Source organism: Geomesophilobacter sediminis, from assembly GCF_016458275.1.
GTDB classification, from domain to species: Bacteria; Desulfobacterota; Desulfuromonadia; order Geobacterales; family Geobacteraceae; genus Geomesophilobacter; species Geomesophilobacter sediminis.
Window position 1 is genome coordinate 76945 of record NZ_JAEMHM010000005.1, and the last position, 12302, is coordinate 89246.

At 63.8% G+C, this 12302-nt stretch carries 10 protein-coding genes; 3 read left to right on the forward strand and 7 right to left on the reverse strand.

Translation table 11 applies throughout. The annotated features are described in order from the left end of the window. The first annotated feature begins 42 nt into the window (after window positions 1-42). Both JFN93_RS07045 and JFN93_RS07050 read left to right on the forward strand, forming a co-directional pair. On the forward strand, window positions 43-471 hold the full coding sequence (locus JFN93_RS07045; protein WP_199383305.1) for a cupin domain-containing protein: 429 nt from the start codon (window positions 43-45) through the stop codon (window positions 469-471). A 54-nt stretch (window positions 472-525) separates the two neighbouring features. Continuing rightward, window positions 526-1155 (forward strand): DJ-1/PfpI family protein, encoded by a 630-nt coding sequence (locus JFN93_RS07050; protein ID WP_215907708.1) that lies wholly within the window; start codon window positions 526-528, stop codon window positions 1153-1155. A gap of 167 nt (window positions 1156-1322) precedes the next feature. On the opposite strand, the gene JFN93_RS07055 is transcribed toward JFN93_RS07050, so the two are convergent. Further along, on the reverse strand, window positions 1323-2114 hold the full coding sequence (locus tag JFN93_RS07055; RefSeq protein ID WP_199383307.1) for an alpha/beta hydrolase family protein: 792 nt from the start codon (window positions 2112-2114) through the stop codon (window positions 1323-1325). 377 nt (window positions 2115-2491) lie between these two features. On the opposite strand from JFN93_RS07055, the gene JFN93_RS07060 reads away from it, so the two are divergent. Then, entirely contained in the window at window positions 2492-2860 is a 369-nt protein-coding gene (locus tag JFN93_RS07060) for a hypothetical protein (RefSeq protein WP_199383308.1), read from the forward strand. A 342-nt stretch (window positions 2861-3202) separates the two neighbouring features. On the opposite strand, the gene JFN93_RS07065 is transcribed toward JFN93_RS07060, so the two are convergent. From JFN93_RS07065 to JFN93_RS07090, 6 genes are all read right to left on the reverse strand, one after another. Then, window positions 3203-4195: a phosphatidylserine decarboxylase gene (locus tag JFN93_RS07065; protein ID WP_199383309.1), complete on the reverse strand. Its 993-nt coding sequence runs from the start codon at window positions 4193-4195 to the stop codon at window positions 3203-3205. Beyond that, window positions 4167-6629 (reverse strand): hypothetical protein, encoded by a 2463-nt coding sequence (locus tag JFN93_RS07070; RefSeq protein ID WP_199383310.1) that lies wholly within the window; start codon window positions 6627-6629, stop codon window positions 4167-4169. The genes JFN93_RS07065 and JFN93_RS07070 overlap by 29 nt, the downstream gene beginning before the upstream one ends. 615 nt (window positions 6630-7244) lie before the next feature. Continuing rightward, window positions 7245-7718, reverse strand: coding sequence for a DUF2062 domain-containing protein (locus JFN93_RS07075; protein WP_236021569.1), 474 nt, complete (start codon window positions 7716-7718; stop codon window positions 7245-7247). Between the two features lie 2 nt (window positions 7719-7720). Beyond that, window positions 7721-9322 (reverse strand): GH3 family domain-containing protein, encoded by a 1602-nt coding sequence (locus JFN93_RS07080; protein ID WP_199383311.1) that lies wholly within the window; start codon window positions 9320-9322, stop codon window positions 7721-7723. Next, window positions 9322-10404: an alpha/beta fold hydrolase gene (locus JFN93_RS07085; RefSeq protein WP_199383312.1), complete on the reverse strand. Its 1083-nt coding sequence runs from the start codon at window positions 10402-10404 to the stop codon at window positions 9322-9324. Before JFN93_RS07085 ends, JFN93_RS07080 begins: the two co-directional genes overlap by 1 nt. A 25-nt stretch (window positions 10405-10429) precedes the next feature. Continuing rightward, window positions 10430-11782 (reverse strand): ATP-binding protein, encoded by a 1353-nt coding sequence (locus tag JFN93_RS07090; protein WP_199383313.1) that lies wholly within the window; start codon window positions 11780-11782, stop codon window positions 10430-10432. Window positions 11783-12302 lie beyond the last annotated feature (520 nt).

Genomic DNA, 12302 nt, shown 5'->3' on the forward strand with positions numbered 1-12302 from the left:
CGGTTCACATCATTGCCGGTCAACACACAAGGAGGATTCGTCATGGTTAGCACGGGTAAGAACTTTAGCGCGGAACATACGGGACCGTTCGAGACTCTGCTGGAGCGTGATTTCAAGGGGTTTCACGGGAAGTTCTTCATCGGGGAAAACCTGGGGCTCACCGGGTGCGAGGTGTCGCTGAACCGTCTCCCGGCCGGCAAAGGGATGCCGTTTGTCCACAGCCACAAGAAGAACGAGGAGCTCTACATCGTCCTGCGCGGCAGCGGCATCTTCTTCGTGGACGGCGAGGAGTTTCCGATCAGCGAGGGGAGTCTGATCCGGGTGGCTCCGGAGGGTGAGCGGGCCTGGAAGGCCGGGGACGAGGATCTCTATTTCATCTGCATCCAGGCCGAAGCGGGCAGCCTGCACCAGGCAACCCTGGAGGATGGGCAGCGACTTGAGACGGTTACTTCCTGGATGAAAGCAAAATAGCATCGAGCCGCGGTTTAAGGATACGGACGCATCAGCAGTCAGGAGGGAGCGGTGATGGAAAGGAAAAGAGTCGGCATCGTCGTATTCGATGAGGTCGAGGTACTGGATTTTTGCGGACCGTTCGAGGTTTTTTCCGCCACACGACTGGACGAAGCGCAACGCCGCAACGAGCCGTCGCCTTTCGACGTGAAGCTGATCTCGGAAACCGGGGAGCCGATAACGACTTCGGGTGGGATGCGGGTGGTGCCGGACGAGAGCTTCCGGGGATGCCCCAAACTGGATATCCTCTGCATTCCCGGCGGCTGGGGAACCCGCCGGGAACGGAACAACACTCTCCTTATGGAGTGGCTTAAAATCCGCGCGGCGGAGGCGGAGCTGCTCACCTCGGTCTGCACCGGCGCCATCCTGCTCGGCTCCGCCGGGCTGCTGGAAGGACGCCGTGCCACTACCCACTGGAAATCACTGGATTGGATGAGGGAACTCTTCCCGCAAACCACGGTGCTCGATGATCAGCACGTGGTGGAGGACGGGACGCTGATGACATCGGCCGGCATCTCGGCGGGGATCGACCTGGCGCTCAAGGTGGTGGCGCGCTACCACGGTGAGGAAGTGGCGCGGGCCACCGCGAGGCATATGGAGTATCCCTTCCCGGAAACCAACATGCGGCGGGTGGCGCTTCCCTAGCAGCAGCCCGTAAAAGGTTAAGGGGCCCGCCATGATTTGTCGGGCCCCTTTCTATTTTTGCCGTTGCTGCCCTCGCCCTCCGTTGTGAGCGTGAGCATCGGCGGCAGGCGGCCTTACCAGGAACAGTCCTCGTCAGTTGGCAAAGGCGCGGCCTTGCTACCGGGCGGTCACCCGGTCAACCGGCTCCCCTGCTCCTTGCCGTTCTTCCTTAATCCGTCGAACCAGCGGAAGGCCACGTCGTAGCGGATGTCGTGCCCGCCGTCGAAGATCTCGAAGAAGAAGTTCTTCGGTTCGTGCCGTTCCAGCCCCGTCACCAGGTTCATGGTGTGCCGATAGGAAACGACCGGGTCGAAGCGCCCGTGATGCACCGACAGGGTCACCCGGGAAAGCTCGGCCAGATAGTTGAGGGGCGAACGCAGCCCGTACTGCAAATCCACCGACGCGGCGGAACCGGGAGCGCCACCGCAGCAGGCTTCAATGTTCTCCGCATAATTCGGATTCTCGCGATGCCATGCCGACAGGTCGGTGATCGGGACCCAGGAACTGACCGCGCTCCAAAGTTCGGGGCGGTGCGCGGCAAGCATCAGGGCCATGTGACCGCCACCGCTTCCTCCGAGAAGATAGAGCGCCTTTGCGTCGAAGCCGCCCAATTCCCGTACTTTCTCGATGGCATCAAGGACGTCCTGCCGCGCCAGTTCCGAAGCGCAGGCCTCCGTTGACCGCGGGTTGCTTTTCAGGTTCGGCCCCCGAAATTCGGGCAGAAGGAGGTTCCAGCCCCGTTCCCGGCACAAGGGGAGCATGTGTTCCAGCTGGTTGAACCGGTCGTAGCTCCAGGTATGGAGCCCGACGACCAGGGGAGCCTGCGCCCCCTCCGCCGCCCGGTACCAAAGGGCATGCTCCCGCGCGCCGTCCAGCGACGATGCAAACGATATCTCCTCGATTTCCCGATGCTGCGTCATGATGTTACCTCTCGTAAAGATCGCTTCCGTTGCAGGCACGATACCAGAGAGAGACGCGACAGGTCAATACATATTTATCTAGTCTATCGTCTTAGTATTCTAAACACCACCGTCTTTTCCTTACGGATTATCCTTACTGTCTCCACAGTTGTTCCTCAATATTGGAATATTTGATTAATCTCGGTAACTCCGCCCTGTAGCATGATCATTGCAGGCGGTTTGCAGTACACCGGCGCTGTTACCGCTCCTGCGGTTACCGGTGGGCACCCGTGCCCACCGCGGCAGCTCCGATGGACTACGACTGTCATTAGAAACCAGAGGACAGCAGCCCGAGCAGTCACCGGCTTGCTAACGGTGCGTTTATACAGGAGGGAATAATGCCAATGCGACGCGTCTTCAAACCGTTTCAACACGTCCCGGCGTGGATTTTAATCCCGATCGCGCTGCTCATGGTGGGGGGAATCGGTTACGTGGACTACATTACCGGCGACTACTCGATGCTCATTTTCTATGCAATTCCCATCTCTATAGTGGCGTGGGTGGTGGGGGATTGGGGAGTGACCCTCGTGTCGGCAGCCGCCGGGGGGGCACGCTACTTCTCCGACTATTTCAGCTACGCGGACAACAACCTGCGCTATTGGAATACCATCGAGGACTTCCTGTTCCTGCTGATCGTCGGACTGCTCATCTCCAACATCCGCCGGATCCTGGAGGAGGAGAAAAACGACAGGGAGCAGGGAAAGTAGCGCCGCTGCCCAGGGGTCGTTTTCCGCGGCGCCAGTGCCGCGGCATCGGCCTGACGGGCGCACCATGCTGCGCCTATGTTGTAGGAGCGACTTGCTTGTCGCGATCGGCGGTGGTCCATCTTGACATCGCGGTTTATCGCGCCGGGAAAGGCGCTCCCACAGGGTAAGCAGCTTCCGCTGCCTGTTTGAAGAGAGTAATCGCGACAAGAATGTCGCTCCTTCCGTGAAAGCCCCTATCGCGACAAAGTACCGGTTATCTCCGTCATCATCGCACCGGGAAAGGCGCTCCCACAGCTGAATCTCCCCCCCTCCGGCCCAATGACCGGCCTTCCGTCCCTACCCTTACCCGCGGCGCTCTGCCAGCTGGGAACGGACCTGGATGTCGGTCTCGACGAGCGGCATCCGGAAGCCGCGGCTGAAGCGGCTTTCCACGTCGCAGCGGGCTTGGTTCGCCACCAGGTCCCGGGCAAAGGTCACCCTCCCCTGTTGAAAGAAGAGGATGTCGGTGCTGCTCCCGGGGCGGTAGAGGGATTTCGGCTGCCCCTTTTCCAGGAACAGCCCCGGCTCGACCGGCTGCGGGTTTTCGTAGCCGTGCTCGCTGTAGCATTGCACGATCTCGCCGATCATGAGCGCTACCACCTCCACCATCGCCACGAGCCCTACCCCGGTCCCCCCCTTCACATCGGTGTCGATCACCGTCACCACCCGCCGGTTCTTGGAATAGGGGGTGGCCACGGTGACGATCGCGCCCGGATTGCAGGAGTTGAAAGCCCCGTCGATCTGGTAGAGGTCCACGACCACGCCGGACACCGGCACATGGTTGTAGTGGTACTTGTCGGGGGTGAGCCGGAACAAGGCGAAATCCCCATCCCGGAACGCCTCATGCCACAGCGTCTCTCCCAAAAGCTCCTCGAAGCTGAAGAACTTGTCCTTGATGAAAAGGGCGGAGTTCTCCCGGCAGGAGCCGACCAACACCCGCGCGTCGGCGGGAGAGACCACCGTGGCCGCATCTTCGGGCATCGGGCGGCAGCTCTGGTAGCGGATCCGGCGCTCGAAGACCTTGCGCGGCGTGTCCAGGGAGTCCGGCTCCAGGCATTCGGAAAGATCGACCCCGAGCTCGCGCAAAAAACGGCTGCTGGCGGAGCCGCGCATCCCGAAGGGGAGGTCGAAGTTCAGATACCCCAGAACGTCGGTCATCCGGGCGCTGGTAACCATGTCGAAAAGGGCCGGGGCGTGCTCCCGGACCCGATGATACAAAAGGGTGACCAGACGGTCGCCGAAAAGCGGCTCGGTGCGCGGACTGCCGCTAGAGCGCTCGATGTACTGGTGCCGCATGGCGTTTCTCCTCCTTGCGCAGGGACTCGGCCCGTTCGCTGTCGCGGGATACCGTCAGAAGGGTCAGCCCGATCAGCCGGCGCAGCCCCTCACCGCCGAGGCGGTCGGCGAGAAAATCCGCCCCCACCTGGTCGAGAAACGTCTCGGCGCCGTCCGGGGCGAGTTCGGCAAGTCCGATCAACCCAACGCCCGAACCGTTCGCCGCCTCACGGTCCAGCTCCCGGAAATCTTCCCTCAGAAAACGAAGTCCCTCTTCGAGGTGGCGCCGCCGCAGCGTCCCGCGGTAGTACCGTTCCGCCCCCCGGTTGAATTCATCGGCGGACGCCTTCATCGGTGTGGGGGCGTCGACCTCCTCCAGGATGCCGCGGGTGAGCTTGCCCGACGCCGCGTACTGCTGGGGGTCGCAGATGCGGCGCTCCAGGTCGGCCACCGTCTCCCACATGTCCATCATTTCGATCAGGTCGGCCCCCTCCTCCTTGATCAGATCCAAAAGCGCCAGCCGGTACTGGTCCACCTTCACCCTGAGATATCCCGGATAGCGGCTGCTCCCCCGAAGATCGGCGGTCCGGGAGACGATCCGCATCAGGAAGCGGTTCCGGGTCCCCTTGCGGACGAAGAAGGTCGGCACCCCGATGGCCGAGGCGAAGAAGATTTGGCGCCGCTCGCTCTCCAGGGACGGATCGTCCGGGATCGCCCGGTGCGAGAGATCCCCCTTCACCATGAGCTTGTAGGCGAGAGCCGTCACCAGAAGCTGCAGGTCGGTCGCCCGCCCCAGGTCGTCTTCGAGGCTGTCGAACTGGCTGTAGTGCCGCCCCTCGAACCCCGAAAACCCCATGTTCCCGAATTCCCGCAGCTTGAAGAGCAGGTAGAGCGACATCTGCCGGTCGAAGACCCCGAGGTCGGCGAGGTCGCGTTTCAGCTTGTCGCCGTTGCCGCAGCGCCCGTCCAGGGCGGGGCTTTGCGGCGTGCTCAAAAGGCAGATCAGGTAGTCGACCAGCCTAAAGTCGGGAACGAAGTCCCCCTTCAGGCCGAACATGCCGCTCACGATCCGGTCGATCCAGGGCGGGCCGAACGGGGTGACCGGCTGCCCGAAGATGGAGAGGCTCGCTTTTTTCTGCCAGCGCCGCCATAGCATGCGCAGGTGGGTGTAGTCGAGCTCATGGGGGAGAAAGCCGAGTGCCCGCTCCGGATGAAAATCGGTGTAACCGAGGCGATAGGGAGCTGCGGAGTAGGTCCCGACGAAAAGCGGCAGGAAATGCTCCGTCATCTTGATGGTGAGATCCCCCAGGTATTTCTCGTGGGCCGCGGTGAAGCCGGAAGCGGGATCGGACAGGAGCGTGCCGAGGCGCCGGCTCCCGAGGCTCACATGAGTCCCGTTATTGGCGAGGCTCACGTTGGAGACGTTGGGGAGGACCACCAGGTTGTTGACGATGATCCCCGCCTCGCGCAGCTTCGCCACGGCGTTCAGCTGGCTGCGGGAGAGCACCTGGTGGCAAAGCTGCATGTAGCGGTGCTTCTCCTCGCCGCGGTCCCAACCGGAGAGGCAAGGACTCATGAAGAGCTCGCGGTAGAAGGCATCGGCGATCTGGTCGTTGAGCTCCTTCTGGCGCATCGGCGGGTGCGGGGCGAAATGCACCAGCGCACGCTGGCCGGTTTCGGCAAGCCCGAAGCTCTCGTTGGCGTACTGGGCCAAGAGGTGGGTGAAGAGAAAGCGCTTGGACGTCTCCCGCGCCACTGCCCGGCCCATCCCGGTCTCCTTGGTGAGCGGGACGACGTGGAAGGAGAAGGTCTCCGGCGAGGTGTTGTCGTTGAGAAAGTGCCCCATGAGCCGGGTGGCCAAAGGTATCAGGGAAGCAGGGATGGCGCGGGAGCCGATCAGGTCGGCCAGGGAGAGTTTCAAGAGGTAGCTGATCGGGAGGCGGAGTTGCTCACCGGCGCTGCCGGGAACCGAGAACCGGGCGACGTCGCTTCTCTTACCGGCGGCGGGGTTGCCCTTGTCGGCTAACAGGTCGGTGTCGAAGACCTCCCGGGCGAAGGGGGACAGCCGCTGGCGGGAAAAACGGACCCAGCTGTTTTCCCAGACCTGCTCGCGGTTTTCGTTGAGAAACCGTTCCAGATGGGCGATCCGCTTCCTGGGCGTCTCGCCGGAGCGGGCCCGTTTGACGATGTTGGCAAAGTAGTCGGACCCTTCGATGGTGAGGGGCAGGTCGACGTTCTCTTTCGCCCCGAGCACCACCGCCTGCAGTTCCGTCTCGGTGCCGGCAGTTGCGTCGCCGGGGGCGAAGGGGAGCCGGTCGGCAGCGATGGCGCCGGAAGGGCCGGTGCCACCGGCCAGCCGCTGGATGATCTCTCTGAGGTACTGCGGATGGGGGGTGATCCGGGGCGGGAATTCGGGTTCCTGGAAAAAAGTGGGTACAGCTTGCTGGCGTGACAACGTAACCTCCTGTGTTCGCAGCGGGGACTGCATCCGTTTATTTACGCAGGCAGTATGGAGATTGTGTGTCGGTTCGGTGAATCATTGGTAACTCCGAGCGGAGGCCGAGGATGGCGGGGACGGCGGTTGGAGTGTGTGGTGATTGCAGCGTTGCGGAAGACATCGGGTGTGGGAGCGCCTTTCCAGGCGCGATCAGCGAGCGACAGCGCTGTAGGACATCACACCTTCTGCGACCGGCAGCGGGTGATCGCGACAGGAATGTCGCTCCTACGAGCAGAAGCACCATCGCGGCAAGTGGCCCCGGCGCCCACCGCGCCGACATCGCATTCGCGCCAGGAATGGCGCTCCCACAAAGGGAGGCGCCTCCGTAAACTGTGGGAGCGCCTTTCCAGGCGCGAACAGCGAGCGACAGAGCTGTAGGACATCACACCTTCTGCGACCGGCAGCGGGTGATCGCGACAGGAATGTCGCTCCTACGAGCAGAAGCACCATCGCGGCAAGTGGCCCCGGCGCCCACCGCGCCGACATCGCATTCGCGCCAGGAATGGCGCTCCCACGGGGTATCTCCGAAGTCGCTGCAGAATGCTATGGCTGCGAAGGGAAAAAGGTAGCGGCTTAGCCGGCGGGGACCGCCTTGCGGCGAAGCAACGCGAGCAGGAGCGGGTGCATAATGGCGATGAGCGGGATCACGGTTATCGCCCAGGCACCGACGGCCTTGAGCGTGGCCACCGCGAGCACGGTGGCGCCGGAGGTAAATCCACCGTGGAGCACCTGCGCCACCTGCCCGTGCGGCAAAGCCGGCCCCCACGGAAAAAGCCCGGCACCCATCCGGTACAAGGGGACCAGGAGGGCAAGCTGCACCGGATAGAGGAGATAGTTGACCGCCTGCAGCGCGGCCTGGTTCAGGCGCAGCCGGGAGGCGAGCAGCACGCAGAGCAGGGTGGTCCCCCAAAGAAGGGGGAGGGTACCCACCGCAGCTCCAATGCTGATGGTAAGGGCCAGAGGTTCCGGAGCGAGCCCCTGGCTGAGCAGCATCTTGCCGCGTGCCGCAACCGCCGAGGCGATGACGGCAAATACTCTCGGCACCATCGCTACCCCGCGGCCTGCAGTGTGGGGGCCGCGTAGCCCACCAGGCTCACCACCAGCTCCCCTTCCAGGGTCGGATCGATATGGGGGATCTTGCTCTGCCCCCCGAGCTTGCCGCGCACCTCTTTGGACCAGCGGTAGATCAGCTCCTCGCCAACCGGCACCACCGCCGGCGCGGCAATCCTTCCCTGGGCGCGGAAGGTGGCGTAGTCGGCGTTGAGCTCCCGAAGCACGCCGTCGAGTTCGCGCGCCAGGATCTCGCAGTGGGGAGCACGCTCGCCATCGCGGAGGGCAAGCACCCAAAGGTGACGCCGGGCCGCAATGTCGGGTCCCACCATGAATTCCCGCACCTCCACGCCGGAGAGCCGGTTCAGCCGGGCCACCGCCTCCTCCACCTCCCCTTGGGTCACCTTTTCCTCGAACCGGTCCAGGAACCGGTCCCGTCCGGTGAACTCGATGAAGAGCGGGTCCTTGGCACGGAAGCGGATGGTGTCGCCGATATGGTAGCGCCACAGGCCGGCGCAGGTGGTGAGGATGACGGCGTAGCGCCGGCCGACCTCGATCTGCTCCAAGGGGACGGCAGGGGCATCGGGAGGGGTCCCACCCCGCTCGTCGAGCGCCTCGACCGGCACGAACTCGAAGAAGACGCCGTAGTAGGGGGTGAGACGCATCAGCTCCTCACCGGGGAGCTGGAATCCCATGAACGCCTCGGAGGAGGGGAGCAGTTCCAGGAACTGCGGCGCGGCGCCGGGAAAGAGCGCGGCAAATTCGCTCGCGTATGGCTTGAGCGAGGTTCCCCCGTGGATGATGAGCTCGAGGCCCGGAAGCAGCTTCTCCAGCGGTTCGCCCCCCAGTTCGCGCACGCGCTTGAGAAGAAGCAGTATCCACGGAGGAACCCCGGATATTCCCCGGATCGAGGGGTCATTGAGCAGCAGTCGGGCCATCGCCTCCAGTTTTTCGTCCCAAGGCAGCGCCGCGGTCGCGGCATCGGGAGCGATGAACGGTTTCAAGGCGGCGGGGCGGTAGCGCAGGGTGATCGCGCTCATGTCGCCGCTTTTCACCCCGAGCCCCAGATCGGAAAGCTCGGTGTTGCCGGCCATGTACAGCAGGCGCCCCTGGAACAGGCGGCTGCGGCGCTTCGCATCCAGGTAACCGCAGACCATATCCAGGGCGGCGCGCCGGTTGGCGGCGAACATCTCGTTGGAAAAGGGGATGAACTTGCTCGGGGCGGTGGTCCCGGAGGTCTCGCAGAAAAAGGGGATCTTTCCCGGCCAGGTGACGTTCTCCAGGTGGAGGGTGCGTCTCTCCCCGGCCTCGGACCATCCTTGGGAAAAGTAGTCGTTCCAGAAGTCGGCGTAGCTGCGGATCGGCACGCGGAACCGGTACCGCGGATAGGCATCTTTAAACGGCAGTGAGGCCAGATCGGCAAAGCCGTAATCCCTGCCGAACCGGGTCTCAGCGCCGCGGCGCAAGAGGTCCCGGAAGATCTCCCGCTGGGCCGCAAACGGGTCCCGGGCGGTGAACCGCTCGGCGACCAGGGAAGCGCCCCCCTTCAGGAAACGGTCGAACAGGGGAAAGGTGGCGTCGCGCAAAAGGGCAGTCGTCATCAAATCACCGCAAAGAGCTGGGGGGCCTGGAGCTTGTGATACCAGGACCGGATCAGCGGGTTGTAGCAATGGTGGTGGAAGATGAGGGAGGCATGGGCAACCGCGTCATCCGGCTCGGGAGAGGTCACTTTCCAAAAGGACAGCCGCGGGAACAGGTGCCGTCTGCGTTCCGGGTCCCGCAGCAGGGAAAGGGTCGGTGAGGTCGGCACCAGGAGGTTATCCTCCGCCTCGGCCAAAAGAGCGAGGGTCGGCCCGGTGAACACCGCCTCCCCGTCCCGGGGGCCGTCGAGCTGCTGCAGGGCGAGCACCCTTTGGTAGCCGCCGTCGGCGGGAGTGGTCTCGATGACGTGCATGATCTTCTTGCGGATGGAGAGGTGCCGCCCGGTAAGCGCCCGGTTGGCGGCTCCGGTCTCGAAGAGGGCCTGGAAGCAGCGGCGCGCCCGCTCGATCTGGCGCTCGACCCCTTCGCTCCCTTCGGCGGCCGACTTGAGGATCCGTTTCAGGTTGCTTTCCAGCATGCGCACCCCTCCCGCCTTTTCCCCTTCCGGACGGATCAGGTCGGCGGTGCAGAGAACCGGACTGGCCAGCGCCACGCCGCGTATCTTGAGGTTGGGGTCATTCGCCGACTCCTTGAGGAATTGGGCGATCAGGCCGCAGCCGAAGCTGACGCCGAACAGCACCGGACGCTGGCGCCGCGCGTTCAGGTACTCGATCAGGTCGGCGAGCTGGGCGAAGAACATCTCCAGCGAGAAGCCGTGGCGAGGGTAGTTGAGGTAATAGACGCTGCCGTACTCGCGGAAAAGCGGGCGCTGGAATTCCACCTGCTCGGTGGCATCCGGCACGAAACCGCCCACCACGATGGTCGGCAGCTCACCCACCCCCTTTTCCTTGAAGATCTGGGTGCGGCAGGCGTGGAGGCTTTCGACCCGGTCCTTGAGCTGGAACTCGCGGCGCCGGTTGGCGGGGGTGAACGGCTTGATGCTCATCTGGCGCATGAAGCCGGTGGCGGCGGAGGCAACGCCCATCATCGCCGGGTGTTTTCCCAATGTTTGCCGGACCAACGGAAGAACCGATCTGTGCATGACACGCTCCTGTCGTTTTTCCCGATTATCCGATGCCAACGTCACGGCTCTGTTGCAGGATAGATAAATCTTCATGGAGAGGACGTTTTTCGCCGCTCAAGGTCAGTGCCCGCTTCAGGGTGAAGAAAAAGCTGGTCCCCCGGCCGCTGCTCTCCACCGAGACCGAGCCCCCCTGCATCTGGACCAGGTGCTTCACGATGGAAAGGCCGAGCCCGGTTCCCCCCTCGTCGCGGCTGCGCCCTTTGTCGGCCCGGTAGAAACGTTCAAACACGCGGGGAAGATCGCGGGTGGCGATGCCCATGCCGGTATCGTGAACCCCGATCCGGACCAGGTTCCCCTCGCAGGCCGCGCTGAAGGTCACGGCCCCCCCGGACGGGGTGTACTTGATGGCGTTGTCGAGGAGGTTCACCAGGATCTGCTCCAGCCGCCCCGGATCGGCCAGCACCAGCGGCGTCCCCGCCAGTCCCGACACATCCACCAGGATCTGCTTCGCCTGGGACTTCTGTTCCAAAAGAGAGGCCACCCGCCCCGCCACTACCTCGACCGGGACGCTCTTCACCTCGAGCGAGACGTTCCCCGATTCGAGCCGGGAGAGGGTGAGCAGGTCGTCCACCAGGGTAGCCAGGCGCTCGGCGTGGGTCGCGATGATCGAGACGAACCGCGTCGCCTGCCCCTGGTTCTCCAGACCGCCCGAGGCGAGCGTCTCGGCGTACCCCTTGATGATGGTGATCGGGGTGCGCAGTTCGTGGGAGACGTTGGCGACGAAGTCCTTGCGGATGTTCTCCAGGCGCCGGATTTCGGTGATGTCGTGAAAGACGACCACCACCCCCTGCAAGGTGCCGGTTTCGGTGAGCGGGACCCAGTGGGTCAGGACGATCCGCTCGCCGCCGGAGGTCAAGAGGAGCTCCTCCACCCGCTCGGTCCCCGTCCCGGTGACCTGTCGGAAGGTGTCATGGAGCCCCGGATGGCGCGAGATGTCGATCAGGGGGCGTCCCTCCACCTCGGCAGTCAGGGCGAAGAGGGTCCGGAAGGCGGGATTGACCAGGGTGACGGTGCCGTCGGCATCCGCGACCAGGATCCCCTCCCCCATCCCGCGCAGGATCGCGTTGAGCCGGTTTTTCTCGGTCCGGGTGCGCTCCAGGTCCCGGTCCACCCGGAAGGCGATCTCGTTTAGGACCGCGGCGAGATCGCCGGTATCCCCTTCCCGGGAAAGCCGGGTCCAGGAGTCCTCGGTGCCGATCCGGGCGGCGGCGTCGGCCAGGTGGCGCAGGGTGCGCACCCGGGCAGCACGGCACCGCAGTTCGTACAGCACCAGGCTCAGCAGCAGGGCGAGGGCAAGCGGCACGGCAAATCGAAGGTCGACGGTGAGGTAGTACATGGCTCCTCGCGATAGTTGGAGTAAAAGTGCGGCCGCATCGGGCCGGTTCCCCTATTTGGTACCGCGACAATGTGAAGAACTCGTTACGGATGGGAAAAATGTTGCGCAGGGGAGCGTTGAGCAGAGGGAATCGGTGACAGGAATCACTTGCCGGCGAAGTTCACGCCGGGAAACCGATTATGTAGGAGCGACATTCTGGTCGCGATTGAGTCAGCTTGAAGGAGCGAGGTAGCCGTCTACCCTGGGCGAGCGCCACTCCTGGCGCGAACAATCCCAACCTTGTTACCGCCTGCGGCGGATCGCGCCTGGAAAGGCACTCCCCCAAGTAAACCCACCGGACGCGGTGGATCGCGACCGGAATCTCGCTCCAGCCATGATTCCCGCCCGTCGCGGTGTGGAAAGTCCTTGTGCTATCGGCAACCGCAATGATATAAACACTGGTTGAAAATCTACCTCGCTGCGCCATATGGCGGCAGCGCTCGCGCAAAGTGCTACCGGCTCCGCCGTTGCGGTTTTTCTC

Coding starts and splice junctions, on each gene's coding strand:
- JFN93_RS07045 (WP_199383305.1), top strand. CDS start 43: ATGGTTAGCACGGGTAAGAACTTTAGCGCGGAACATACGGGACCGTTC.
- JFN93_RS07050 (WP_215907708.1), top strand. CDS start 526: ATGGAAAGGAAAAGAGTCGGCATCGTCGTATTCGATGAGGTCGAGGTA.
- JFN93_RS07055 (WP_199383307.1), bottom strand. CDS start 2,114: ATGACGCAGCATCGGGAAATCGAGGAGATATCGTTTGCATCGTCGCTG.
- JFN93_RS07060 (WP_199383308.1), top strand. CDS start 2,492: ATGCCAATGCGACGCGTCTTCAAACCGTTTCAACACGTCCCGGCGTGG.
- JFN93_RS07065 (WP_199383309.1), bottom strand. CDS start 4,195: ATGCGGCACCAGTACATCGAGCGCTCTAGCGGCAGTCCGCGCACCGAG.
- JFN93_RS07075 (WP_236021569.1), bottom strand. CDS start 7,718: ATGGTGCCGAGAGTATTTGCCGTCATCGCCTCGGCGGTTGCGGCACGC.
- JFN93_RS07080 (WP_199383311.1), bottom strand. CDS start 9,322: ATGACGACTGCCCTTTTGCGCGACGCCACCTTTCCCCTGTTCGACCGT.
- JFN93_RS07085 (WP_199383312.1), bottom strand. CDS start 10,404: ATGCACAGATCGGTTCTTCCGTTGGTCCGGCAAACATTGGGAAAACAC.
- JFN93_RS07090 (WP_199383313.1), bottom strand. CDS start 11,782: ATGTACTACCTCACCGTCGACCTTCGATTTGCCGTGCCGCTTGCCCTC.